The following is a 25,678-nucleotide window of genomic DNA, read 5'->3' on the forward strand; positions in this document are numbered from 1 at the left end:
AATTATAACAGTAATTTTATATATATATCAATTTATAATTTATAAAAATTATAAAAAAGAATAAAAACGTTATTATCTTACAATAACAACAAATATTATTTATAATCGGACTTCTCCCCACATGTACTTGTGGAGGAAACAATGAAATTGAATGAGTTCAATAATACTTTTCAAACTGAAAAACAATGTCTTGCATATATAGCAAGTTTGAAACAAAGCAAATGTATTAGGTGTTCTAGTTTTAATTTGAATACTTCTAATTTAAGAAAACTGAGATGTTTGAAATGTCATCAAACATTCAGTATTCTCACGGGCACTATATTTTCAAAGTCACAAACACCTTTAATATCTTGGTTTTATCTCATCTTTAGATGAATAAACACCAAACATGGAATTCCATCAACTGATGTTGCAAAAGAATTGGTAGTGACCTTGAAAACAGCTTGAAGAATGGGTCATAAAATCCGAAGTGCCATTGCTAAACAAGAACCTCAATTCATTGTTGAGGGCATAGTGCAAATGGATGAAATGTATCTTTCACATATGGGTTTAAAAAACAAGGAAGATCCTTGTTGAACAAAACCTTGATTGTTGGTATTTATGAAAAAACAACCAACAATCTGATTGTGAAAGTATTGAAAAACGCAAACAGTAAAAATCTTTTGCAGTTTGCAATAAACCACATTTCTTCAAAGTGTGATGTACATACTGATTCTTGAAAAGGATATCGCGATTTGAAATCGGTTTTCACTAAGCATGAAACAGTTAACCATCAAGATGGCTATGTTTCAAAAACTGGTGTAAATACCAACCAAATTGAGTCAGTATGAAAACATATACGAAGAACATTTAAAACACATATCAAAGTTGCAAAACATCATATTCATTTATATGCAAAAGAAGCTGCATATAAATTCAATAACATACCTAGTTTTGAAACTGTAATGCTATGTTTAATTTAAAAATGTGGGGAGAAGTCCGTAGATAGGCTTTTCTCCACATTTATGTGATAAAATTTAAAAATAGTACATAAAGGGAGAAAAGCCTTAATTAATTCAGCAAGAATTAATAAATTAATCTTTTACTTTAATATTTTAAAAACTTAATAAATCTTAAACCTAAATAGTTAGGAATTTTTGTTATAAAATAATAAAATAAAACATTAAAATACTTTGTTTATTTAACAAAATATGATATAATTATAGCAACAATTAAATAGTTTAATGTTGTCTTTTATTTAAAGAAAATTAAATTATAACTATTAACTTTATTCACCCTAACTCTAAAATATTAAATCTTTACTCTTAAAAATAAAGAGTAAAGATTTTTTTAAAATTTTATCATTTAAGTAGTAAAATTAACTTGAAGAAAAGAGTTGATACCCATGCCTTATGTTAAGGAACTAGAAAGTATAATCTTAAATCGTAAATCAATTCGAAATTATGATAATACAAAAATAATTACCGATAGTAAAATTAATGATATTTTAAACTATGTTCGTCACACTCCTTCCGCTTATGGTTTAGAACCATGAAAAATTTTAGTTATTAGCAATCCTAAAATTAAAAAAGAACTACAACCAATTATTAACAATCAAGAACAAGTAAGCAGTTGTTCTCATTTATTTATATTACTTAGTTATAGTGGCGAAACCTTTAATACCAGTAATGATTGATTCATGAAGACTGTTATGAAAAACCGTAATTTAACCAAAGTTCAATATGAAACATATAAATTAACTTTTAACAATTTCTTTGATGTCGAACAAAAAGTACAAATTAGTCATTGAGCACAATGTCAAAATTTTATTTTGTTACAAAATTTATTATTGTTATTAACAGCGCATGAAATTGATAATGTTGTTCTTGGAGGTTTTAATGAAAAACTATTATTACAATTTCTAGAAACTAATAAATTAATTGAACCTCATAAATACCATGTTGCTGTTTTAGTATGTGCTGGATATGGACACTCTTCAAAAACTAAAATTATAAAACGTGAACCTGATGAAATTAGCGCTATTATTAAATAAGATTTAGCGAATAAGGACATTGTAATGCAAAAATTTAAAATAAATGATTTGGATATTGAAATAAATCTTAGTACTATTAAGAAATTTTTAGATAAAATTGAATTTCCAATTGCTATTTTTGATTTTGAAACTTTTCGTAATTTGTTACAAAAAAAGACCAATAATACTTATCAAAATGATTTTGAGAAAATTTTTTCAATTGCTATATTAATAATTACCAAAAAAGAAGACTTAGCTCCTGACATTCTGCAACGAAAAAAACTAAAATTATTTGTAAAAACGCTAATTCCAAATGCTAGCATTTTAAAAAATAATAATGAATTAATAGTTTTTCAAGCCCAATTTTATAAATTTTTAATTAGCAAATTATTAAAATATCACATTAAATCATTAGTAGTATTAGGGGCAAGAACTGAAATTTTATTATTAAAAAATTATTTAGCTTATCATATTGATGAAGCTAAAAACAAAAATAAAATCACTTATTTTTTCCATTATCATAAAATATTTGACTTATATGATATTTGAAACAAAGATCATATATTGAACTTACCTTTATATAAAAAAGGTTTACATCAAGATATTGGTGCTACTAAAAAAACATGAATGTTAATAAAAAATAATGATGAATACTGAAAAATTTTAAAACCACAATCAATCATGACTAATAATGATATTGGACGTATTATTGATCAATATTTTTTTGATAATCTTTGTTTATTACCTACTTTTAGCAATCAAGTTGCTAATCATAATCAAAATGATGTCTTAATTGGTAGTGCCATTTTATCATTATTATATGAATTAGTTGCCAGAAAGTAAAAAAAATAATTTTAAATTTTATTTCCAATTAAGAATGTTGTTATTTTAAAAATGAAGTTTTTTATAATCTTATAATTAACATTCATTTTTTTACTCTAAAAAGTATATGAAAGATTTATTTTTTAAATAATATACAATATAAGTGTTAATAAAATAAAGATTCACGAGGTTTTCATATATGGGCAAAATTCAAATTAGTTTAACTTTGGAAAAAATATTAATATTAATTGGAGCAGTATTATTTTCCTTTTTTGGTTTATTATATTCTATCAATTTTATTAGCTATTTTGGACGGTTTTCAAGAAAGTGGATTTTGATTGATTTTAATTGGTATTATGTATATATTAGCAACTTTTTCCACTAAGGTTGTTCCTAGAATTTGAGTTAAAATTTGAAGCATACTTTTTATTATAATTTCTACTGTTATTATTTTAGGATTATTTATTGGTAAAAATGTAGACTATGGAAATCCATGACTTTATATTAGTATTATTCCACATATTATTTTAATATTAGGTTCTGTCATATGAATATTAAAAAGTTACAAGTAAATAAAACGAACAAGAAATATAAAAACTACATTTGAAATTCCTACGAAAATTAAAGAATAATTTTTAATTTTCTCTATAACTTTAGTTTTTCTGAATTGATTTAGTACAATATTTTCTATGCCTTTTTTGTTTTTGGTTGCTTTTTGTTGTTCTAAAATTTGTAATGATGCCAAGATCATACAAAGAGACTAATTTGCTGTATGTAATTATTAGTAATTGAAAGTCATACACTAATTAGTTTTGGCTTTTCTCCCTTTATGTACTATTTTTAGATTTTATAACATAAATGTGGAGAAAAGCCTAATTTAAATAAAGAAGAAATAGAACAAATTAAAGAAAAAATTAAATATTTAAATGAATTATTAGAATATGCGCAGGATGAAGTAATTGAATTTGAAATTAGAAAACAAATTAAATATGAATTAAGTTTATTAAAAACAAGGATAAATAAATATGAATAGAAAAGTAAAAAAAATTATTTGTGCTACATCAGTAATCACAGATGAACAATGAAATTATGAAGAAGAAGTAAAAAATAACTTATTAAGTATATTATTAAGTTTTAAAAATGAAATTCAATATAAAAATTGAAATAAAATTGTAAAAAAAGAATTTGAAGAAAATGATATAGATTTTATTTTTAAATTTAGATTAGAAAAGAATGATAAAAATGATTAATGAAAAATCAATTAAAGAAAAAACTATTTATTCTTGTAATTCAATTGCATTTGATAAATTACCTAATAAATTAGATAGTAATCTAAATAATTGAATTATTATTAATAGTCATTTAGTTATTAATCTAAATAAAAATATTGAAGTACATTTAGATAATAGATTTAAAAGAGTTAAGAAATGAAAGTAGAAGGAGAAATAGAAAATGACTAATAATTTAAGTAATATTAATAAAAATCAATTAACTATTGAACAATGATTTACTAATAAAAATCAAGGGAGTATTATTAATGAAAAAGAAATACAAAGATTTAAAAGTAATGTATTAGCAATTAAAAATAATTTAGGTTTAGTAAATGCTAATTTAGGAACTATATTAGAAAGTTGTTATCAAGCAACATTATTAAATTTACCATTAGAAAAAAACTTTGGTTATTGTTGAGTTGTACCTTTTAAAGGTAAAGCGCAATTTCAAATGGGTTATAAAGGTTATATTCAATTAGCATTAAGAAGTCAACAATATAAAGAAATTAATGTTAGTGATGTAAGACTTGGTGAAATTAAAAAAATAGATAGATTAAAAGGTATTAAATTTACTTGAATACAAAATGAATTAGAACGTTTAAAAGCACCAGTAATTGGTTATGTTGCTTATTTTAAATTTAAAAATGGTTATGAAAAATATTTATATATGAGTAAAGAAGAAATAGAAAATCATTTTAATACTTATAGTGAAACTTATAAAAAAAATAAAAAATTTATTGTTAGTAGTTTTGAAGCAATGGCACTTAAAACTGTACTAACTCAATTATTAAGAAAATGGGGCATTATGTCAGTTGAATTACAAACTGCTTATGAAAATGACCAAGCAGTTATTACTGAAACTGAAAAAATATATATTGATAATCCAAATACTAATACAAATTATGAAGAAGTATTAAATAAATTAAATGAAGAAGAACAATTAATAGAAAATTTTGAAATTTAATTATGAATAAAGAAAATGACTATATTTTTACATATAAAGAATGTCAATTATTAGAAGAGAAATATAAATTAGATTTTCCTTATTATGTTAGTAATAAATTAAGAAGTGAATGTGATGAGTGTAAAAGTATTACTGATAATGATGTATTAGATTGAATTAATAAAGAAATGACAAAAGTTGAAAATTTATTAAAAAAATATAAAAATATAAAAATGTTAAAAGGTTATTATTTAGGATTAGAAACAGCAAAATCTTATTTTGTTTGTAGAGAGGGACAATAATTATGAATAACTACTTATTATCAGTAGACCCAAGTATGAAAAATACTGGATTTACATTATGAGATGTTAAATGATGTCATGGTGGATGTGGTAAAGAAATATGTCATCACCATACACCAATATTAATAGAAAGTTATGATTTTAAAAAATATGATAATGGTAAATTTTTAAATGAAATTTAAGATAAAATTACTGATTATTGTTTTTTTGATAATTTAGATTTAATTATTGAACGTGGTACTTTTCATAGTAAAAATGGTATTGGTTATGAAACTCAAGAACATTTACGTGGTTTTATTGCTGGACAATTTAATAAATTATTAACAAAAGATATGTTAATAAGTCCAAGTGAATGAAAAAGTTGATGAAGTAAAAGTATTAATGAAGATATTATTAAGTTTGATTGAATAAGAATTGGTCCACATGCTTGAGATAAAGAATTATCATTAGGAATAGCAAATTGATTAATTAAACAAAATAATTGAAATATAGAAATTAAAGACCATGACCAAGCAGAAAGTTTATTAATTGGTTGATATTATTTAAATAAGGAAGTGAAATAATGGAAATGTTTGAAGAGAAATCACCTTTTAAAGTTTTTAAAAAATATTATAAATGTTTTGATTTAAGAATTACTTATTCAAGTCAAGGTATGGGCTATAAAATATTAAAAAATCATTTTAAACATTATGATAAATGTTTAAAATGTCAAAAATGATTTAAATATAATAATTTTACGGACTTCTCCCCACATGTACTTGTGGAGGAAACAATGAAATTGAATGAGTTCAATAATACTTTTCAAACTGAAAAACAATGTCTTGCATATATAGTAAGTTTGAAACAAAGCAAATGTATTAGGTGTTCTAGTTTTAATTTGAATACTTCTAATTTAAGAAAAATGAGATGTTTGAAATGTCATCAAACATTCAGTATTCTCACGGGCACTATATTTTCAAAGTCACAAACACCTTTAATATCTTGGTTTTATCTCATCTTTAGATGAATAAACACCAAACATGGAATTCCATCAACTGATGTTGCAAAAGAATTGGGAGTGACCTTGAAAACAGCTTGAAGAATGGGTCATAAAATCCGAAGTGCCATTGCTAAACAAGAACCTCAATTCATTGTTGAGGGCATAGTGCAAATGGATGAAATGTATCTTTCACATATGGGTTTTAAAAAACAAGGAAGATCATTGTTGAACAAAACCTTGATTGTTGGTATTTATGAAAAAACAACCAACAATCTGATTGTGAAAGTATTGAAAAACGCAAACAGTAAAAATCTTTTGCAGTTTGCAATAAACCACATTTCTTCAAAGTGTGATGTACATACTGATTCTTGAAAAGGATATCGCGATTTGAAATCGGTTTTCACTAAGCATGAAACAGTTAACCATCAAGATGGCTATGTTTCAAAAACTGGTGTAAATACCAACCAAATTGAGTCAGTATGAAAACATATACGAAGAACATTTAAAACACATATCAAAGTTGCAAAACATCATATTCATTTATATGCAAAAGAAGCTGCATATAAATTCAATAACATACCTAGTTTTGAAACTGTAATGCTATGTTTAATTTAAAAATGTGGGGAGAAGTCCGTAGATAGGCTTTTCTCAGCATTTATGTGATAAAATTTAAAAATAGTACATAAAGGGAGAAAAGCCTAATTTTAAATTATAATAAGGAGTAAATAATGGTTTGACAAGAAATATTATTAATTATCTATTCTACAATAATTACATTAACAAATTTAGGATGTTTTATTGTTTTATTATTTGATTTAGTAAGGAAAAAATAAAATGAATACTAAATTAAAATGTATTGTTAAAGATTGTAATAATGAAATATTAATTAAATTACAATCTACAGATTTAGAAGAAGTATCTATTCAATTTTTTAAAATGTGTAAAAAACATCAATTAGATTTTAATAATAAAGTAAAAGAAATAAAAGAATATTATGATAATAAAATTAAAAATAAGGAGTAAATAATGAAAATTAAATGAAAGAAAATGGGTTATAAAAAATTACATAAACATAAATTAAAAATTGAAAGAAATAAAAGAAGAGAAAATAAGGAGTAAATAATGAGAAATATTAAACTTGAATGATTTTATAGTGAAGAAAGTCCAAAAATTATTAAATGTCCTACAGTAGAATTATTAAAAAATAAAGAAGATGATTTATGTTATTTATTAGCATTACATTTATATCCAAAATTTTATCCACAAGATATTTATTATTCATGAATATTAGAAAATAATCAAACTGGATATTTAATTATTTGCGGCAATAATAGAGATACTATTGGAAATATGAAATTTAAATTTATAAAAGGAGAATAAATATGGAAACAAATAATTATACTTTAACTAAATTAATAAGAACTGGTATAAGTCCTATTTGTGCAATGATTGGTACAAGTGCTTATTATGGTCAAGTAATTGCAAATCCAGTATTAGGTTCAATTAATAGTTTATTATTTGGTAAAAAATTAGGTTTAGATATATGAAATTTAAATCAAAGACCAAATACTAAAACTAAATTAATTAATAGTTCTAAAAAAATATTATTAGGTTTAGGAACAATTGGGTTAGCAAATTATAGTAAATTTACTAACTCTTCTATTAATCCAAATCCAACTGAAAATCCAATAACTACAACAACAGTAGACCCATTTCCACCAGATTTATTATTAAGTACTACTAATACTACTGATAATAATTTAATGGATTGAGATACTTATATTTCATTAAATGCTTATGGTATTTCAAATCTTATGGCAGGAATTACAGAATTAATACCTAATCGTTTTGAAACTATTCGTAAAGTAGCAAATATGGCAAATGGTGGATGTTTAATATCAACTGGTGTTGCTATTGGTATTAATAATGGTTTTGATAATGCAAGTGCTATTCCTACTATTATTGCTGGTGCAAGTGAAATTATTCATAATTTATTACCAATAGAAACCAATCATGATAGAGAAATGCAAGAAACATCATTTACTAATGAAACAGCAAGATTAATTAATAATGATATTGATAATAGATTTACAATAAATAGCGAAACAAGTAGTCAATATGGTAGTGATAATATGAGTGAAGTACCATTAAACAATGCTGATAATCATTCATTAAATTGAGATTATAATCACATGAGTTTATAAATAAAAATGCCTTTAATAGGCATTTTTTTAATTATTAACAGTATTTAATTTTTCTAATTTTTGTCTTAATTTTAATTCTTTTTTATCTTTTTTAGACATTTTAATTTTATTTTGTTTATCTTTTAAATGTGATTTAAGAGTATGATGTCCACCTAATGTTACACCAATAGCCATTAAACAATCACCAATAATTTGTAAAATTTCATGTGTTCCCATTTTTATCACCACCTTTCTAAATATGATAATGATAGATTATTAAAAATATTTTTATCATTATAAATAACATTATTATAGTAAAACCACTACCTAATATTGCACTTATAATATTCAATAATAATTTTAGTCATTTAAACATAATATTATTCCTGTAATTCTTCTAATTTTAAAATATTACCTTTATATACACTAGTTGCAGTAACTATTCTAATTATATTATCCATAACTTCTAATCTTAATAATTCAATTTTTAAACCTGAATTTAGATTTCAATTTCTTACACAACTATCTAATATATATACACAATCATATTTATTTGATAATAATTTATTAAATTCTTTACTTATAGAATAAGCAATAGGTTGCGTATCTCCATCCCATATATAAGTAACTCTATATTTTTTCCCGGAAAAAAATTTATAATTAATTTGGTTTTTTGTTATCCTTGTTCCTACTTCTTTTCATTGTGGAACACTTGGGTTAGGATTTGGTGTTGGATTATCTTTTAATTCAATATCTCAACAATTGTCTTCTATTTCATTAGTTTCTAAACTTTTTGAATTAATTTTAATTGGTTTATCTATATTAATTATACTTGGTGAAGTAATATCTAATGTATTACTAGTGATTTTATAAGTATTTTCTTTTAATTCTTCTTCTAATGAATATATTTTACCTTAATCATCATTAAATCTATCCATGGCAATAGCATTTGAAATAACTACTAAATCAACATAAGCTTCAGTAATTCTTTTACCACTAATTCCTTTAAAAAAACTAGCTAATACAGCACCTTCACCTTGTCATAAAAATTGCATATATATAATTGGACTTTTTTCTACATTTTTTCAACAATAACCAACTCTATATAAAGTATTTACTTTAAAATCATAATTAATTTTAATGTTACTTTCTTTTGTACCAATATTTTTTCATTTAATAACATTTAAAGATTTTATTTTTTCATCAACATATTTTTTATTTGGAATATCATTATCATCTGTTACTGAAGGACCACTTTTATTTTTATAAATTAATGTTCTATTTCCAACATTTATAACATCATTAACTAATCTTGTAGTACTATCTTTATCATCTTTATTATTAAAAATTTTATCTTGTAAATTCTCTATTTTATCTTGTTTTTTATCTAATAATTTATTTGTTTCTTCTTTTTTATAATAATCAGTTAAATCAGTTTTACCACCAGTAGCACTAATAGTATTAGTTTCTTTATCAATAGTTATATTAGTACCAGCAATTAACTTATTTTGTAATTTATCATCTGCATATTTTTTAGGTAATAAAGTAGCAGTAGTATATTGTTCAAAATTAAATGCTCAATGTGGTTTGTCTACTTCACTAACATATCTATAATCAATATGTTTTCATAAAACATTTTGATTAGTAATATCATTTAATATTTGTGAAATATCACGATTATCTTTATTAGTAAACATTCTTTCTTCAATTTTATTACTAATATCACTATTAACTATATGAGTTTCTTTATCATAAGTAATATCAATAGTTTCTTTTGGACTTTTAAATTCAGGTAAATTTCCACCACCAGTACTATTAATTTTTAATTTAGGTATAGTATCACTAACATCTTGAATTGTTATACCAGTACCATCAATTAAACTTATTTTTTGTAAAAATGTTTTATTAGCACTATCTCATGTAACTGTTCTAATATCACTTTCATCATAAATACTTGGTGTATTAAAATTATTAGTATTACATGATATATTACTAGATATTGCTTTTCTTGGTGTATGTAAATTTGCTTGTTGTAATAAATTATATACTTCCATTAAAACGTAATCTGGTTCACTTGGTGGACTAATACTACTTGATAAACCATTACCACTAATAGATACAGAACTTCTTAAAAACCCCATTCCATCAGTTAAATAATGAATAGTTAATCTTGCTGTTGCTCTTTTAACTAATTGTTTTTGAGTTTCATTAAGATTTTTAAATTCTGTTAATTCAATTTGATTACCAGTAATTGTATTAATTCTTTCACTACTAATAGCAATTGCCATTACTGTTAAATCAGTTTTATTAGTATCAGTTGTAGTTTGGTCTGCATCTGGAATAAAACCATATATAGTTTTTAAATCATCTTTTGTAATATAATTTAAATTTACATTTCAATTATTTTTGTTTTCCATAATTTTTAAACCTTTCATAACCACTTACTGCTTGTGATTTATTAACTACACCAATAACTGATTTATATTTAGATTGTTGAGTAACTTTTTTATTCATATTTTTAACATTAGTTCTTGTTCTTTGTTCTTTATCACTTTTTGATAATCCACCATGATAATATTGATTTTGAAATATCTTATTTGCACCCGTACCATAAGCACCAGTTGCTTTACACATATCAATTCAAGTTTCTCTTGATACCATAAAATAATCATATGATTTACTTAAATTAGTTCTATATGTTAAAGAAGCAATACCATAAGTACCTGATTGTTGTTGAATAATTGGTGTTCACATACCACTAGCAAGGGCAGAACTAGAAAGTGGTACTGAAACTCCAATCATACTGTCATAATCTTCTTGTGTTAAAGAATTCATTATTATTTCTTTACCTTTATCCATTAATGACTTACCATTTAAATATTGTTTTTGAATATGTTGTAATTTAGCAATATTATTATTAGTAATATGTGTCATTATTTTTTTATGAATTACTGGTAAATTTGTTAATTTTTGTAAACCTTGTTGAAATTCAGTTAATTATTTTTGTGATTTCCCATGTCCTAATACTTTTGACATTAATTGATTTTTTAATATTCCGGCTGGATTTTTTAAAAAAGCATTAAATAATGAATTATTTTTTTTAAATTTTTCTATTAATTCAGCAGTTTGTATATCACTAACAGCAGTTTCTAATATTATTCTTAAAAGTAAGATAATAGGCATTTAAATTACTTCTTTGTAAATGTTGCTTGTAAAGAACCATCATATAAAGTTTTACCTTCTACATTAGCACTTGTTACTGTTAAATTAGAATAATTAGTATTACCTTTAACATAATTTGGATTTTTAGTAATAACTGCTTTTTCTAATTCATCTGCTGTTGGTGTTGCTCCTGCCATATCAATTTTTCCTAAATTAGTAAATTCAATTGCTGTTGCAATATCAATACTTGAAGTAACTGTAAATCCTTTAACTAAATCTGGTCTTAATGCTTTACCTTCACTTACTAAAAATTTATGATAATTTCTAACATTACCATTAGTTTGTAAAATAAAAGTATTATCTTGACCACGATTAAATGGAAATGCTAATGCTTCTTTATGTACTAATACAGCATCACAGCCTAAAAAATTAAATCCTTCTTTTTTATCAATTACTCCTGTTGGATAATTTCTACCTAATCATGGACATTCTACAATTTTAATACCACCAATTTCTACAATTTTACCATCTTTTAATGATTGACTTGCACTATCACTACCTAATGTAGTAGTTGCTAATAATACTAATGGTTTAAAAAAACTAGATACTCATAAAGTATAATCTTCTTCATCTGTACCAATATATTCATCATTAATACGTGCTTTTAATGTTGCTAATGTATTTGATATTTTTAATCATAATAACATTCTATAATCATCTATTTTTGGATTACTTGGTAAAGCAATATTAATAATGCCATTCTCTTTTGCTGTTTTAACTCCTAATGCTAATAATTTAGCAACTAAATATATCTCTACTGATTTTGCTTTTCCATCAATTCAGCCACTAACATAACTATCAGCAATAGTAATAGCACCTTCTTCAAATTTTGCACCATATCTTTTCATGTCTAATGTTTCATATTCAAATTCAATTTGTTTACTTTTATCTAAAAGAATTTGTACAGTTCTAATTGCTGTTACATCATTTGCACCTGCACCTGATGAATAATCATCTGTAATATTACGTTTTGTAACATTATAAATAGCAGTACCAGCATCTAATTGTTCTCGATTTTCAGTTGTAGCATTAATTAATGATACTCTTTTTGATAATAATACTTTTAAATTTTTAATATATTTAACACTTAAATCTGCTTTGCCACTAACAGTACTAGGGTCATTAATTGTTGTTGATTGTGTTGTAATAATTGCCATATTTTTAACCTACCATTCCTAATTTATTTGTTTCAATTTCATTTGATGTATCTTCTTTAAATTTATCTTTAACATTTAAAGAATTACTAATATTTGTATCTTTAGTTTTATTAAATAAATGTGGAAAATCTTTATTTAAATTTGATAATTCTTCATCAATATCTTCTTTATCACCAAGATATTTTTTTAATAAATTAATATTTTCTTGCGATAAATCATATTTTTTATAACTTTCTGTATGTCGTATTTCTCTATCTTTATCAGTTTTTTCTTTAAATAATTCTTTATACTTTATTTCTAATTCTTTATATTTATCTTCTAAAGTTGGTTCTTTAGTTTCTTCAATTACTTCAGGTTTTTCTTCTTTAAGTTCCTGAATTTCTTCTTCCATATCTATACCTTCTTTCTTTTCATTTTCATTTAACATAAATTCATCACCACCTTTCTATGTTGAACTTTTTGGATTAATTACCAATGACTTAGTTTGTAAATTTCAATTAGCTTTTCTTATAGCAGTTGGTAATCTATCATCTGGAATATCAAATGTTACTATAAATTGTCATGTTAATAAAACAGACCTATTACTATCATTTCTTTGTGCAACTATTTTAAATCAACTAGATGAAGGAATTGTTTCACCACTACTTGGATTATCATTAGTTCAAAGTAAATTATTAACATAAGTAGTATTAATATTTGTATTTGGTGTTAAACTTGCTTGTTGACTATGATTACCAAAATTATTAATATTAAATATCCAATTTCTACCGTTATCTTGGTGGTCTCCTGAATTATTATTATAAGTAACATCATTAACTTTAAAATCTAGATTTTCTATATTTTCAAGATTTTTAATATCACTTAAGTTAATAGTTATTGGTTGAAATCAATTTTTAGAATTAGTATAAGTAGGGTCAGTAGAAGTATCTCTTCAAGTATTAGTTACAGTTAAATTAAAATTAAATGTCATACTTTCATAATCTTCTAATAACTTTTCTCAACTATCATAACCTTCAGGATAATAATTAAAAAATATATACTTTCTATAACCTTTTATATCTTCATTTACATTAGGTCTCATTTGATATTGCTTAATTTCAGTAGCACCAGTTGCATTAATATTATTATTAATTCCGTAACTACTTTGATTACTTAAATCAATGAATATTGGGTGCGCTCTTTCAATTAATGGTGGTGGTTGAATTGCTTGTGGAAAATTAAAAAGTGTATCAAATTTAAAAGTATTATTTGCTAATAAAAATGTATTTTGAATTAATCTACTATTATTACTTGCTTTACCTACTGTTTGATAAGTACCACTTCAAATTGCAAAATTATCATTAACAGCACCATTTCTATTATCAGGCATTGAATAAAATGTTATTTTAAAATTACTTTTACCAACTATTTTAATATCAATCATATCAATTGCTCATTTTACTATATTTTTATTTGTAAAATCTGGTGCTTGTAATAAAGGTTTGTCAACATCTGCTATTGGAAGTAAATTAATTGAATTTTTATTTATAGGTTCTATTTGCCCTAAATTAACTGTTTCTTGTTCAATATTAGCGCTTAATGATTGACTATTAATATCAAACCTTGCCATTGTCATTTTATCGGTTAAATTAAATGTAAATGATGTCATATGACTTGCTGTACCTAATACTGATTGAATAGTATCTGGTGTATCATTTCTAAATACATCTAATGGAATTAATGCAGGATTAGTACTTTGTGAACTATAAAGTAAAGTTGTATAAAAATTATATAATTCAGCAGATATTAAACCATTAATATAAGGAAATTGTGGTATTAATAAATTACTTGATAATTTAGCACCAATATCTAAACCACCAACAAAGAAATTCATAAATGACCCAAATATTGGTATAGTATTAAGATTAATTTTAATTGTTTCTCGTTCTGTTAAAGGTATTTCACTAATAGGATTATATATAAAATAATGCAATGCATTAATAGTATTTAATTGTTTAAATTTATTATTATTCATATTATAATGAGTATTACCAATAAATTTTTTAGTATTTTTATTATAATATTGAAAATAAGGATTACCTGCTGTTGCATAATTATAATCTTCAATTTCTGCACTATTGAAAAAGTTATTATCTCAATAATTTACTAATCTTTTAGAAACATCAACTTTATTAGTTGCTTTTGTTTTTTTCAACATCAGTTTTTAAATGTCCTTCATAATGTTTAAGCGCTCCATCATCATAATTTAGAGCAATTACTTTTTGTCAATCTTGATAACTATCCATAACTGATTTACCTTGAACAGTTAATACATAATTTGTTTCAGGTAATGCTTGAAAACTTATAGGGTCATATGTTGAACATTGATATTGTCATGGAAATAATAGTTTAGTTGGAAATTGTTGAAATTTATGTTGTTTAATATTATCAGGATTATGGTCAATATCTCTACCCCATAAAGCAATACTAATTGGTTTTACTGAACCATAAAAAGAGATTTGACAATGAGTAACTGGTAATGGTGTTAAATAATTACTATCTAAAATAATATTATTATTTTCATCTAAAGTTGGTAATGCTACAGGGTCACCTGGTGCGCCTAATTGTACATATTGATTAATTGCTAAACCACTTGTTGCTAATTTATCATTTAATGAACTAAAAGTACATTGAATAAAAGCAAGTTCTTTATTTTCATTATTATAAGTTTTACTAGCAACTTCAAGAATATATCATTGTCTATCAACTTTATAAGTATTATCAGTATTTTTAACTTTATTAACTTCTGGTATCATATATAATTTATATAAATTTGACACAATATTATTAATAAAATCAAAGTTTTTTTCTTCATTTGGAATATTAATAACTACATTTTTAATTGCTTGTTCTTGAATAAAAGCATTATTTGCGGGAGTTGCTGAATAAGTAATACCTAATTGGTCTGATAATATATTCCCATAAAATACATCACCAACTTGTAATTGCTTATATTTAATATCACCACTTATATCTATTGGTTTATAAGAATGGTCTCAAACTGCTTGTATTGCTTCTCTACCAGTAAAGATTTTACTAAATGATGTATAGTCATTAGGAATACTAGTTGGGGGTTTATAACCTGTTTCTGTTGAATTTATAGCACCTAAAATAATAGTAAATGGACATATACGAAATTGTAAATCTTTATTTTGTGTAAAATCTTTTTCAATTTCACCTGTACTTTTTCAAACAGTTTTAATTAATTGATGATTGGTTTGTGGTATCATTCTCATTTTTAGTTTCTCCTAAAAAAGTTTTTCTAAATTCAAATTCTTTTTTTTCATATTTTAAATTTTCTTCAATAATCTGTTCTGCTTCTTCTTCACTAACACCTTCAATTGCTATAATTTCTCTTTTTAAATTACTAATTCCAATAGCAATTTTACGCTCTGAGATTTCTAATTGATTTAATCTATTAACAATAGTATTTTCTTTAATTTCAAATGTTCATTTAGATTTATCACCATCTAATCCCATTAATAAAAAAAATCTTTGAAATATTTCATTTCAATCACTTTGATTTAAAGTACGTTTAATTCTTGTAGTTTCCATATCTCTTGAATTAGTAATTAATACTTCTGCTTCTGTTTTTTGACTTGTAGTATCATTTACTGGACTATATCCACTACCTTCAAATGCTTTATCAATAATAAATTGTATAAATTCACCATATTTATCTAATATTGGATTACCTTGAATTATTGCAATTGGTGGTGTACCACTAGTACTTCCCATACTTCTTAAATTTGCTTGTAAAATAAATTTGCCTATTAATTTCTTTAAATCAAAAGCAGTTTTAGATTGATTTATTTCTTGTTCAGTAATATCTAAAAATACACGAGTAATATTAAATTCAAGTTCATGGTCAATACTTTCAAAGGTTTTATTTAATAATTTTTGTAAATCTTTAATAGGTGTTGTATCTGGATAATAATCACCAACTACTCCACCAAAGAAATTCTTTTTAGGTAAATTTTGCATAAATTTAACTGGTATAATACCTAAATTATGATTTTCTATTAATGGTAATTGTAAATCTTTACTTATTTTTTCTTGTAAACCATCTAAAGTAACTGTATCACTAGTAAAATATCTTATGATTTGATTTTGAGTATATGTTGTTTTTACATATATACTTTGGTCATCATATTGTAATCTTGACCATGTACTTGCACTATATTCAGTTTCTAATACTCTTGCTACTCTTGATTGAGCATATGGTTGAGCAAAATTTAAAGATATTCTTCCAGTTTTAGTTTTATCAATTTGAGTAATACTATAACCATAAGCAGATTTAATATGACAATCTTGATAAAATAATGAATCTAAATTATTTCATTGTTTTAATTTTTCAATTGCTTGTTTATATTCTGGATGTTCACTTGTTAAAGTATAACCATTACCCCAAAGTAATTTAGAAGCATGATTAGCAATCATTTCTGTTAAATTAAGCATACATCATTTAGATAATAATATTTCTGTATTACTCATATGTTACTTCCTTTCAAAATAAGGATTTATATTTGCACTTAAATTTCTAATATATGGTTCAATAGCATAATCAAATGCATCACGTAAATGATCATTCCCTGCTAATGGTATTTGTTTAATACTTTTAGGGTCTCAAACAGCAAGTCTAAATTCATCTAATAATAATTGTGCTTGAATACTTATATTTAAGCGTTCTGTTGCCATTAAAGCAATGTTTTTGCCAATTCTAAACTCAATGTCTTAATTTCACACAATCTTTAAAATAAAGCCATGTATGAACCTTATATTTAATTGCTGTATCATTTAACATTTCAATAAAAGTATAATTACTAAAATCACAATAAACAGTTAAACCATATTCATATAATAAGTTATAATCTTTTGCTAATTTAATATAAAATTCAACTACTAATCTTGCTAATTGTTTATTATCATATCGCACTAATTTATTTTCTATTTTTAAACAATCAATAACATTTACAAATTTAAAATCATAATCAAATCCTAATAATACACATGCCATAGCATCATCTTTAAAACCATAATCTAAACCTGCACTAAATCTATAACTAGGTTGTAATAATCTACTAACTTTATGAATAAGATGTGAATATATACCACCAGATTCATAACCTACTAAACCATGACTTCTAACTCTTGCACTAATAGGGTCTAATTTTTCTATTTCTAATAATTGTTGTTTATCACTATCTTTTAAGTGACTATTAAGTTTTCAATTTTGATAATGATAAATAGTATTATCAATAATAGTAAATTGTTCATATTCATTCATTATTTGTTTTTCATTTTGAGGGCATGAATTTATAGTTTTTTTAATAAATTCATTAAGAATACTTCAAGGATTACAACTTTCAATTTCTAATAATTGATTTGCACCACGAATAGCATCTTTTAAATCTTGATAATCATTTTCAGTAATTTCATATCTTTCATCACTTCATATAATTACATAATCATATAAATAATTACTTGCTAAACCAGTTAATTTAACATTACTATTATCTTGTGCATGTAAATATTTACAAGTTATTTTACTACCATTAAATTCAATAGTTTTTTTAGTTTCACTAATAATAAAATCAATTGTTGAATATGTTGCTTTAATAATTTGTTTTAATTCTTGTCAACTATCATTTAATTGTTTTGACATATTACGAATTAAATAAGCATGTACTTTAATATTATCTAACATTAATAAAATACCTAAGAATTCAATATCACTAAATGTTTTACCTGATTTACGTGAACCTAATTGTTTAATTTTAGTAATATTTAAAGATTTTTTTAAATACATTCTTTTAGCAATATCTAATAAATAACCAAAATTACTTAACATTTATTTTTACCTTTATTTTCTAAACTAATTGCTATAGGGGCTGTATTATCACTACTCTTTATATCAATTTTTGTAGATAAATGAAATTCTTTAACATAAGCTCGCTCTAAATATCATGATGAAGCATTAGGACTTGAAGTTAAAAATCTTTGTAAATTTAAGTGTTTAATAACAGAATGCGCTCATTTTATTTGTTGTAAAAAAGTATTTCTTTTCTTTTGTTTTCAATTATATAAAGTATTTTCAGTAATATCTAAAAACAATAACATACCTTCTTTTGTAGGAATTTCATTAAATTCATTACACTGCTTAAAATATTCTTCTAATGCTATTCTTAAAACTTTAGCATCATTAAAATTGTTCTTAATTTTTCATTTTGCACATAAAAATCTCCTTAATTTTGTTTTAAAATACAAAAATTTATGATATACTTAATATAACTTTTAAGTTAAACTTGGTGGGTAAAACTTATAAAACTTTATTAAATAGTTCATATATATTTTTCTTTAATTTTTATAATTATATTATAACAAAAAATAGCAGTTATTGTGCTATTTTTTTTATTCTTGTAAATTTAAACATTTTCTTAAACTTATTTCGAAAACTATTTCAAAATTTAAATTCAGGATTTTGTTTCTTATAAATAATCATACAACCGATAAAAGTTCCAATAATATTTAATGAAATAGTTAAAAACAATATTCCAAAAACATTATTTTTATCACATAAAAATAAACCATAATTGATTAGATTTATAGAAATTGCTAATAAACATAAAGTTAAAGGAACAAGTGCAACATATAATACAGTCATTTAAAATATCTCCTTTTTAGTGTTTTTATATTATTATATATTATTTTAACATTAAAAAAAGAAAAGATAACTAATTAAAGTTATCTTTAAACGTTGCAATAGATTTGCTAGTTATTTCAATCGTTCTTTAATATTATACTTTAAATTAATAAATTTGATAAAATGCTAGGAGTTAAAAATAAATAGAAAGGTGTTGAAAAATGTTTAGTTTTCAAGAATTTCAAGCAATTGAAATCAATAATAGTATAACAAAATTTGTTAAAAAAGTCGAAAATTGAGATGAATATTTTTTTCAAACTAGAGATAAAGATAGATATAAAGTTGCTAAAAAATGTAATAGAACAATAAATATTGAAATTGGATTTGCAACTTTTAATAGAAGAGTATATTAAGATAAAATAGAAAAAAGATATCGTTATTTTACTGATGAAGAATTTAATATTGAAAAACGTGCAAGAATTATTAAAGATTTAAAACAAGAGATAGCATCATATCTTGGCAGAAAAAAACATTATCAAGATATACAAGATATTTTAAAATATACTTATGTTTCAAAAGTAACAATTAGTAAAATTTATAAAAATGCAAAAATTGAAGAAAAATTACCAGAACAAAAATTTAAAGTAAAAAATAATGAATTTATTTATATTAATGCTGATGATTGTTTTGTTCCAGTGTGAAATAAAAATAATAAAAGAGAAATGCAAAAAATTCGTAGTATTAGTTATAATACTGGTAAAAAACAAATAGGTAAAAATAGAAATAAGTTATTAAATAAAATATATACTTTTATGGGTGATTGTAAATATAGTAATAAAGAAGATTATTTACAAGCAAATCCGACAGTTGATTTTACTTGAAATGGATTAAAAAAATATTTTGAATTTGAAACTGCTAAATTAGTAGTATCTGGTGATGGTGCTTCATGAATATATAATTTAGCAAAATATTTAGGTGCTTATTATGTATTTGATAAATATCATGCTTTTTATTTTTTATGAACTGCATATAAACCTGATAAAAGAAAAAATAAAGTTAATCCCGAAAATTTAAAAAACTTTTTAATTGCATGAAAATATTTTTGTAAAGGTCAATATGATGAATTAATAGCATTTTTGATTGAAACTAATATTAATAAAGATACTTTAAAGACTTTTGTAAATAATAAAGAAGGTATTATTAATAAACCTGCTAGTTGAAATATTGGCTGTAGTGCTGAAAGTGATATTCAACATTTAGTTAAATCGCAAACAAAAGGTGCAAAAATATATGCTTATCCAACATTGCTTAATATGTTAATGGCGAGAAGCAATTATTTAAATAGTAGAAATTATATTAATAGTACTTAAAAATTTAAAACTTAATATTTTTAAAAACTAATTTTAAGATTAGTATTTTTGTGTTATTTAAATGTAATTTTTTAATTATATTTTTTATGATTTTTAAAATTTATGGTATAATTTAATTAACAAATATTTAGATTTGCTAGTTTTATTGTTTGAAGTTAGAAAATCTATACGTTAAATTAATTCGTCCCTAATAATGAAATATATTCATTTTTTTGTGTTTTTGAGTTATAATATACACAAATACGTCGTTTATAAGTTAATAAACCTTTTTTTGATTTTAATTTTCGTTGTCTAAATCTATATGGTTTATATATAGATTTATCACATTCATTTCATAATTGGTCATCTATTTTTTTAAATAATTCCTCTGTTTGTTTTAAATTTAATTCATCTTGATTAAAATGATGTTTGTCTCAATCAAAATGATTTTGAAATGGTAATGATAACATGTTTTATGTTCCTTTCTGAATTTGGTTTGTTAATTATTTAATTTTAATTTATAGTAAAGGTTAGGTAGTCAAATATGCAACTTATTAGTAGTTATGCACAATTAAATAAAAAATATGACCTTAATTTTAGTGATAATAATTATGGATTTAGTTGGGATGTTTTTAAAGATTTTGTTGGTGAACAATGAGCAGAATTTTTCACTACCAATTGTTTTTATCGTTTTGTACCAACAGCACGTTTAACAAGAAAAACATGAAATTGTTTAGCATTTGATTTATTTGTGTGCTGTAATTTTAATGATAGTTCTGTTCAAGAAGTAAGACGTTATGAAAATACTCATAATGAAACAACTATTGGTTCTTTAATGGATGTTTGTCAATATTTAGAAGATAAGTATGATATTCACTTAGGACCTAATAATCCCCATGGTATTAAATGAAAAATTACTAAGGATGGTGGTTGTATTATCTTTCCTAATAATCAACAAATAGATTTTATTGGTTATGCTAATGGTAATAAGATTTTTGGAAAATCAGTTGGTGGTTCTAGTTATTTATGTTCTAGAACTGATGAAATTATTATGGCCGAAGAAAAAGAAACTTTAAGTGAAAAACAATTAACACAATGTTATGAGCGTTTAAAATTATCAATGTTTCGTAGTAATTGTATTAAAGTATCTAATGAACCCATTATCGACTGAAGTTGAACATTTACTGATAGAAATATATTTAGTCCAACTTATGGTAAAAAAATTACTCGTTATTTTTATAAAAATTACTTTATTGCTTTTACTTGTAATACCTATGATAAATACCACCCCTTTTATTTGCTCTATTGTATCCCCTATTTGCCGTTAAATGAGCAAGTTATAGATACCCCTTAAAAAAATTGGTAAGGTCTACTATGAAGATACGGAAGCGTTTTCAGGTCTAGGATTATTTATTTTAAGATTTACTTTATTACCATTTTGAAAAAAATTAGAACCAGTAACACAAAAATTGATTTGCGAATTAAAAAAGAAAAATCCTGATGAATTTAATACTGTGTATTATGGATTTGAATATTTAAATAGTGATGCAACTGTTTTTCCATTTCTAAAAGCAATAAAATATTGACAACCATATAATTTACAATAATTCTATAATAAAGAAAAAAATACTTATAAATTTGATTTTTATAGTGTTGGTGTGGATTGAGCAACAGGTAGTAAAGACCATAGCGTACTTATGGTAACTGGATTTAAAGAATAGAATAATAGTGGTTATTATGACCCTTATATTATTTGTGAATTAATAGTTACTCCCAATGATTTTATTAATGAAAATGAAAAGATGAATGCTTATGTTGATGAAATTTGCGGATTACTTGATAATTTTGAAAATTTTGACCAAGCAATTTATTATTATGACGATAAAGCAAAAACCGCTATTGATTGAATAAGTCAAAAATTGGCCGATGAACATAATATCTTAATTATGAGTCAAGTTGCTATTAAGCATGCTTCAGGTCTTAATCAAGAAGCAGGATTAACTGACCGTTGTGTATGAATGCGTAATATTATGAGTTATGGTAATTTTTATGCTAATCAAAATGATTTATGCAAAACGACACAATGTTTAGAAGAATTACGATATGACCAAATCAAAACTAACATTCCTGATAAAACTATGTATCAAGACCCTTATGATGCGTTATTTTATGCACTATATCCCTATAAAAATATAATTAGGGGTAAAAATAATGCTTCTACTAAAATAAGTGTTTTTTATTATGCCATATAACTAACGAAAATAATACTAGTAATAGGATAGGTATCACAAAATTAACGCCTTGTATTTGGCGTTATTTGCACGTTTAAAAGGTATTTGCAAAATTAAGTAAAATTCAGTACAATTCACTAGTAAAATTAATAAAAAAAGGAGTAATTTAATATGAATTTACAAATTAAAGATATAGAAGATAAAATAAACAAATTAGAAGAAAATAAAAAAGAATTAAAAAAAAGTATGAATCCATTTAATAGAAATTTTAATATTAATAGAAATTATATATTAATAAAAATTAATTTTCTGGATAAAGAAATTTTTAATCTAAAACAAAACATGGAAAAGTTAAAAGTTTTTGATTATCCAAAACATCTAAATCCATTTGAAAATGAAATAACACCACTATTTGCTGATGATATAATTAGCATAAATTCAGAACAATTTATTGAAATGCAATATGGCAATAAATGTTGCCCACCATGTACAATTTTATAAATTTTCAAAAAGGAGTAATTAACTATGAAAACATGAATACAAACAAATTTAAGTAAAATAACATTAGCATTAGCACTAACTGGTGCTGTAAGTGGAGTAACTGGTTTAATAATTGGTTCAATAGCACATCATAAAACAAATGATTTATCTTATTTTCTTGACCATGATTATAATGCACACTGGGGGGGGCAATAATTTGAGAAAACCAAAGAAGCGACCATTATAAAATAGATTTATATTTCGGAATTAAATCAACTAATATTAATGATAAAAAATGAAATGGTATTTATCCTGATGGATATTTTGATAAATAATCTAAATTTCTAAGTTAATATAAGAAATGTTTTCATTGTATTTATCAAATAAATTAATATTAGTTAAACTGATTTCTTGTTTATCTGTTATTAAAATTAAATCATAATTACCAGCACCAAATATACCACTAATTTCAATCCGATTTAATTCATTAATCGGATTTTAAATTTGTAATTCAAATTCATTGGAATTATCAATTTTGAATATTTCTTGATAAAACTCTAATTTAGAAAATAATTGTGATTTATTTGAACCATATAAATTTAGAGCATTTTCAATTTTAGTTTTATCAATAATTGCTTTTGTAAAGTATTTTCCATATTCACCATTTCCTAATGTTCAATCAGCAGGAATTAAAGAAGGTATATTATTACTTTCTAATTCATTAGTCGTAGATAATCAGTTAAATTGATTATCATCTAACTTAAATAATTTATTTTGGCTAATATCATTATTTTTTAATTTAATATTATTAATATCAGTGAACTCAAAATACTCAGATTTTAATATTACTTTTGAATCTTTAAACTTTCAAACTTCGTCAGGATTGCTATGAATTGGATTAGATTTTAATTCAAAATAATAAGGTAATAAGATTTTATTATCATAATTTAAACCTTTATTAATAGACATATTAGAATAAATATTACTTGATAACATAATAACTATTTGTTTGAATATTTGTACTTGTGGTAAGTTTATATAATTTGGATAATCTAATTTTCATTGCTTAAATAAATTTGTAATTACCTCATCAGGTTTTTGTCCTTCAAATTTTGAACGTAATTTATCTAACTCATTAGGTTTTTTTGTTGGATCTAAACTTGCACCATCAAAATTTCTGTTATAAGTATAAGTGTAAGTTAACATATCTAATAGTAACTGTTGTAAACTATCTATTGGTGGTTTATCTTTTATTTCTAGTTCAACATCTCTAAATTTAGCATTAGTAGAAATATGTTCGCTTCTAATATCTGTTATACGAAAAGTTCATATTTCTTTATCTTTTAATTCTTTTTGTCCATTTAATGGTCAAAAACCAGGACTATTAGTAAAATCATGACCTAATCAAGCATTAGTAACACGTGCATTATTAATAAGGCTTTTCTCAGCATTTATGTGATAAAATTTAAAAATAGTACATAAAGGGAGAAAAGCCATTTTCAATTGCTTGTTCATCTTTAATTTCAAATGTTTTACTATCTAATAAATCTTTATCAATACGTACTAATAATTGAATAAATTTAAGAATATCAATATTAAATTGTCATAGTTTTTGTTCAATATAATTAACTGTTGAAATATTTACAGCAGTACTTTCAGGAACTGATTGTTGTGCTGATTTCTTTTGACTTGGTATATGTAAACCACAACGCTTAGATATTTCATTAATTAATCAATCGTAAACATCGCTTAATGTTTTACCTTTAAAATTACCTTGGATAACAGTTACTAAACCATTAGGAGCATCATTAGGACTTTTATCAGTAAATAAATAGTTTTTAGCAATTAATTTTCTTATAGCATCATCAATTAATTGTTGATTATTACCATAAATATTATTAAAAACAAATTTAGGTGAGTTTAAAATGACATCTAAAATGATTTGTTCAAAGAAAATATCTAATGCTTTAATTTTATCCATTACTTTATTACAGTCAGGTTCTTCATTAGCACGATTACGCATAATTGCTATTGGTATATAATTAA

General features: G+C 23.5%; 39 protein-coding genes. 21 read left to right on the forward strand and 18 right to left on the reverse strand.

Annotated elements, in window-relative coordinates:
• Positions 1-16: 16 nt before the first annotated feature.
• On the reverse strand, positions 17-142 hold the full coding sequence (locus tag ACFEL4_RS09050; protein WP_375317471.1) for a hypothetical protein: 126 nt from the start codon (positions 140-142) through the stop codon (positions 17-19).
• On the opposite strand from ACFEL4_RS09050, the gene ACFEL4_RS09055 reads away from it, so the two are divergent.
• From ACFEL4_RS09055 to ACFEL4_RS09070, 4 genes are all read left to right on the forward strand, one after another.
• On the forward strand, positions 142-678 hold the full coding sequence (locus ACFEL4_RS09055; protein ID WP_375317472.1) for a hypothetical protein: 537 nt from the start codon (positions 142-144) through the stop codon (positions 676-678). The two genes, ACFEL4_RS09050 and ACFEL4_RS09055, sit on opposite strands and share 1 nt — an antisense overlap.
• Positions 573-962, forward strand: coding sequence for an IS1595 family transposase (locus ACFEL4_RS09060; protein ID WP_375316929.1), 390 nt, complete (start codon positions 573-575; stop codon positions 960-962). The genes ACFEL4_RS09055 and ACFEL4_RS09060 overlap by 106 nt, the downstream gene beginning before the upstream one ends.
• A gap of 422 nt (positions 963-1,384) precedes the next feature.
• Complete coding sequence (locus ACFEL4_RS09065) at positions 1,385-2,032, forward strand: nitroreductase family protein (RefSeq protein WP_375317473.1); 648 nt, start codon at positions 1,385-1,387, stop codon at positions 2,030-2,032.
• Between the two features lie 24 nt (positions 2,033-2,056).
• A complete protein-coding gene (locus ACFEL4_RS09070; protein WP_375317474.1) occupies positions 2,057-2,854 on the forward strand; it encodes a hypothetical protein in 798 nt (265 codons plus the stop codon).
• Between the two features lie 541 nt (positions 2,855-3,395).
• On the opposite strand, the gene ACFEL4_RS09075 is transcribed toward ACFEL4_RS09070, so the two are convergent.
• The gene (locus ACFEL4_RS09075) at positions 3,396-3,578 is read right to left on the reverse strand and encodes a hypothetical protein (RefSeq protein WP_375317475.1); all 183 of its coding nucleotides are present in this window, start codon (positions 3,576-3,578) and stop codon (positions 3,396-3,398) included.
• A gap of 280 nt (positions 3,579-3,858) precedes the next feature.
• Here ACFEL4_RS09075 and ACFEL4_RS09080 point away from each other — a divergent pair, with 280 nt between their 5' ends.
• From ACFEL4_RS09080 to ACFEL4_RS09125, 10 genes are all read left to right on the forward strand, one after another.
• A complete protein-coding gene (locus ACFEL4_RS09080; RefSeq protein ID WP_375317476.1) occupies positions 3,859-4,083 on the forward strand; it encodes a hypothetical protein in 225 nt (74 codons plus the stop codon).
• Positions 4,076-4,270 (forward strand): hypothetical protein, encoded by a 195-nt coding sequence (locus ACFEL4_RS09085; protein ID WP_375317477.1) that lies wholly within the window; start codon positions 4,076-4,078, stop codon positions 4,268-4,270. Before ACFEL4_RS09080 ends, ACFEL4_RS09085 begins: the two co-directional genes overlap by 8 nt.
• A gap of 15 nt (positions 4,271-4,285) precedes the next feature.
• A complete protein-coding gene (locus ACFEL4_RS09090) occupies positions 4,286-5,068 on the forward strand; it encodes a recombinase RecT (RefSeq protein ID WP_375317478.1) in 783 nt (260 codons plus the stop codon).
• A gap of 2 nt (positions 5,069-5,070) precedes the next feature.
• Positions 5,071-5,349 (forward strand): hypothetical protein, encoded by a 279-nt coding sequence (locus ACFEL4_RS09095; protein ID WP_375317479.1) that lies wholly within the window; start codon positions 5,071-5,073, stop codon positions 5,347-5,349.
• 2 nt (positions 5,350-5,351) lie between these two features.
• Positions 5,352-5,531, forward strand: coding sequence for a hypothetical protein (locus ACFEL4_RS09100; RefSeq protein WP_375317480.1), 180 nt, complete (start codon positions 5,352-5,354; stop codon positions 5,529-5,531).
• A gap of 150 nt (positions 5,532-5,681) precedes the next feature.
• On the forward strand, positions 5,682-5,912 hold the full coding sequence (locus ACFEL4_RS09105) for a hypothetical protein (protein WP_375317481.1): 231 nt from the start codon (positions 5,682-5,684) through the stop codon (positions 5,910-5,912).
• Positions 5,913-6,121: 209 nt separating this feature from the next.
• Positions 6,122-6,943 (forward strand): IS1595 family transposase, encoded by an 822-nt coding sequence (locus ACFEL4_RS09110; protein ID WP_375317482.1) that lies wholly within the window; start codon positions 6,122-6,124, stop codon positions 6,941-6,943.
• 219 nt (positions 6,944-7,162) lie between these two features.
• Positions 7,163-7,351 (forward strand): hypothetical protein, encoded by a 189-nt coding sequence (locus ACFEL4_RS09115; RefSeq protein ID WP_375317483.1) that lies wholly within the window; start codon positions 7,163-7,165, stop codon positions 7,349-7,351.
• A gap of 99 nt (positions 7,352-7,450) precedes the next feature.
• Complete coding sequence (locus ACFEL4_RS09120; RefSeq protein WP_375317484.1) at positions 7,451-7,708, forward strand: hypothetical protein; 258 nt, start codon at positions 7,451-7,453, stop codon at positions 7,706-7,708.
• A 2-nt stretch (positions 7,709-7,710) separates the two neighbouring features.
• Positions 7,711-8,532 carry a hypothetical protein gene (locus ACFEL4_RS09125; RefSeq protein WP_375317485.1) on the forward strand — a complete coding sequence of 274 codons (822 nt, stop codon included), beginning with the start codon at positions 7,711-7,713 and terminating at the stop codon, positions 8,530-8,532.
• A 27-nt stretch (positions 8,533-8,559) separates the two neighbouring features.
• On the opposite strand, the gene ACFEL4_RS09130 is transcribed toward ACFEL4_RS09125, so the two are convergent.
• From ACFEL4_RS09130 to ACFEL4_RS09190, 13 genes are all read right to left on the reverse strand, one after another.
• Positions 8,560-8,748 carry a hypothetical protein gene (locus tag ACFEL4_RS09130; protein ID WP_375317486.1) on the reverse strand — a complete coding sequence of 63 codons (189 nt, stop codon included), beginning with the start codon at positions 8,746-8,748 and terminating at the stop codon, positions 8,560-8,562.
• A gap of 677 nt (positions 8,749-9,425) precedes the next feature.
• Complete coding sequence (locus ACFEL4_RS09135) at positions 9,426-10,928, reverse strand: hypothetical protein (RefSeq protein WP_375317487.1); 1,503 nt, start codon at positions 10,926-10,928, stop codon at positions 9,426-9,428.
• Entirely contained in the window at positions 10,912-11,445 is a 534-nt protein-coding gene (locus ACFEL4_RS09140; RefSeq protein ID WP_375317488.1) for a hypothetical protein, read from the reverse strand. Before ACFEL4_RS09140 ends, ACFEL4_RS09135 begins: the two co-directional genes overlap by 17 nt.
• 63 nt (positions 11,446-11,508) lie before the next feature.
• Positions 11,509-11,694 (reverse strand): hypothetical protein, encoded by a 186-nt coding sequence (locus ACFEL4_RS09145; RefSeq protein WP_375317489.1) that lies wholly within the window; start codon positions 11,692-11,694, stop codon positions 11,509-11,511.
• 5 nt (positions 11,695-11,699) lie between these two features.
• A complete protein-coding gene (locus ACFEL4_RS09150; protein WP_375317490.1) occupies positions 11,700-12,890 on the reverse strand; it encodes a hypothetical protein in 1,191 nt (396 codons plus the stop codon).
• A 4-nt stretch (positions 12,891-12,894) separates the two neighbouring features.
• Positions 12,895-13,317, reverse strand: a complete 423-nt coding sequence (locus tag ACFEL4_RS09155; protein WP_375317491.1) for a hypothetical protein — start codon at positions 13,315-13,317, stop codon at positions 12,895-12,897.
• 18 nt (positions 13,318-13,335) lie between these two features.
• Complete coding sequence (locus ACFEL4_RS09160) at positions 13,336-15,084, reverse strand: hypothetical protein (RefSeq protein ID WP_375317492.1); 1,749 nt, start codon at positions 15,082-15,084, stop codon at positions 13,336-13,338.
• A complete protein-coding gene (locus tag ACFEL4_RS09165) occupies positions 15,062-16,159 on the reverse strand; it encodes a hypothetical protein (RefSeq protein ID WP_375317493.1) in 1,098 nt (365 codons plus the stop codon). Before ACFEL4_RS09165 ends, ACFEL4_RS09160 begins: the two co-directional genes overlap by 23 nt.
• Complete coding sequence (locus tag ACFEL4_RS09170) at positions 16,128-17,423, reverse strand: hypothetical protein (RefSeq protein ID WP_375317494.1); 1,296 nt, start codon at positions 17,421-17,423, stop codon at positions 16,128-16,130. The genes ACFEL4_RS09165 and ACFEL4_RS09170 overlap by 32 nt, the downstream gene beginning before the upstream one ends.
• A 3-nt stretch (positions 17,424-17,426) precedes the next feature.
• Positions 17,427-17,627, reverse strand: coding sequence for a hypothetical protein (locus ACFEL4_RS09175; protein WP_342276181.1), 201 nt, complete (start codon positions 17,625-17,627; stop codon positions 17,427-17,429).
• A 22-nt stretch (positions 17,628-17,649) separates the two neighbouring features.
• A complete protein-coding gene (locus ACFEL4_RS09180) occupies positions 17,650-18,780 on the reverse strand; it encodes a phage terminase large subunit (protein WP_375317495.1) in 1,131 nt (376 codons plus the stop codon).
• Complete coding sequence (locus ACFEL4_RS09185; protein WP_375317496.1) at positions 18,774-19,049, reverse strand: hypothetical protein; 276 nt, start codon at positions 19,047-19,049, stop codon at positions 18,774-18,776. Before ACFEL4_RS09185 ends, ACFEL4_RS09180 begins: the two co-directional genes overlap by 7 nt.
• Before the next feature lie 274 nt (positions 19,050-19,323).
• On the reverse strand, positions 19,324-19,593 hold the full coding sequence (locus ACFEL4_RS09190; RefSeq protein ID WP_375317497.1) for a hypothetical protein: 270 nt from the start codon (positions 19,591-19,593) through the stop codon (positions 19,324-19,326).
• 200 nt (positions 19,594-19,793) lie between these two features.
• On the opposite strand from ACFEL4_RS09190, the gene ACFEL4_RS09195 reads away from it, so the two are divergent.
• Both ACFEL4_RS09195 and ACFEL4_RS09200 read left to right on the forward strand, forming a co-directional pair.
• A complete protein-coding gene (locus tag ACFEL4_RS09195) occupies positions 19,794-19,985 on the forward strand; it encodes a hypothetical protein (RefSeq protein WP_375317498.1) in 192 nt (63 codons plus the stop codon).
• Between the two features lie 6 nt (positions 19,986-19,991).
• The gene (locus ACFEL4_RS09200) at positions 19,992-20,942 is read left to right on the forward strand and encodes an Mbov_0401 family ICE element transposase-like protein (RefSeq protein WP_375318380.1); all 951 of its coding nucleotides are present in this window, start codon (positions 19,992-19,994) and stop codon (positions 20,940-20,942) included.
• A gap of 176 nt (positions 20,943-21,118) precedes the next feature.
• Here the strand turns inward: ACFEL4_RS09200 and ACFEL4_RS09205 are convergent, their stop codons facing one another.
• The gene (locus ACFEL4_RS09205; protein ID WP_375317499.1) at positions 21,119-21,391 is read right to left on the reverse strand and encodes a hypothetical protein; all 273 of its coding nucleotides are present in this window, start codon (positions 21,389-21,391) and stop codon (positions 21,119-21,121) included.
• A 74-nt stretch (positions 21,392-21,465) separates the two neighbouring features.
• On the opposite strand from ACFEL4_RS09205, the gene ACFEL4_RS09210 reads away from it, so the two are divergent.
• The 5 genes from ACFEL4_RS09210 to ACFEL4_RS09230 all read left to right on the forward strand — a co-directional run bounded on the left by ACFEL4_RS09210 (position 21,466) and on the right by ACFEL4_RS09230 (position 23,848).
• Positions 21,466-22,275, forward strand: a complete 810-nt coding sequence (locus tag ACFEL4_RS09210; RefSeq protein ID WP_375317500.1) for a hypothetical protein — start codon at positions 21,466-21,468, stop codon at positions 22,273-22,275.
• A 115-nt stretch (positions 22,276-22,390) separates the two neighbouring features.
• Positions 22,391-22,528, forward strand: coding sequence for a hypothetical protein (locus tag ACFEL4_RS09215; protein ID WP_375317501.1), 138 nt, complete (start codon positions 22,391-22,393; stop codon positions 22,526-22,528).
• A gap of 195 nt (positions 22,529-22,723) precedes the next feature.
• Positions 22,724-23,173: a hypothetical protein gene (locus ACFEL4_RS09220; protein WP_375317502.1), complete on the forward strand. Its 450-nt coding sequence runs from the start codon at positions 22,724-22,726 to the stop codon at positions 23,171-23,173.
• 150 nt (positions 23,174-23,323) lie between these two features.
• Positions 23,324-23,653 (forward strand): hypothetical protein, encoded by a 330-nt coding sequence (locus tag ACFEL4_RS09225; protein WP_375317503.1) that lies wholly within the window; start codon positions 23,324-23,326, stop codon positions 23,651-23,653.
• Positions 23,654-23,677: 24 nt separating this feature from the next.
• Positions 23,678-23,848: a hypothetical protein gene (locus ACFEL4_RS09230; RefSeq protein WP_375317504.1), complete on the forward strand. Its 171-nt coding sequence runs from the start codon at positions 23,678-23,680 to the stop codon at positions 23,846-23,848.
• Between the two features lie 282 nt (positions 23,849-24,130).
• On the opposite strand, the gene ACFEL4_RS09235 is transcribed toward ACFEL4_RS09230, so the two are convergent.
• Positions 24,131-25,129 (reverse strand): hypothetical protein, encoded by a 999-nt coding sequence (locus ACFEL4_RS09235; protein ID WP_375317505.1) that lies wholly within the window; start codon positions 25,127-25,129, stop codon positions 24,131-24,133.
• Complete coding sequence (locus ACFEL4_RS09240) at positions 25,098-25,655, reverse strand: hypothetical protein (RefSeq protein ID WP_375317506.1); 558 nt, start codon at positions 25,653-25,655, stop codon at positions 25,098-25,100. The genes ACFEL4_RS09235 and ACFEL4_RS09240 overlap by 32 nt, the downstream gene beginning before the upstream one ends.
• Positions 25,656-25,678 lie beyond the last annotated feature (23 nt).

Source organism: Spiroplasma endosymbiont of Virgichneumon dumeticola (assembly GCF_964264745.1).
Taxonomy (GTDB): domain Bacteria; phylum Bacillota_I; class Bacilli_A; order Mycoplasmatales; family VBWQ01; genus Spiroplasma_E.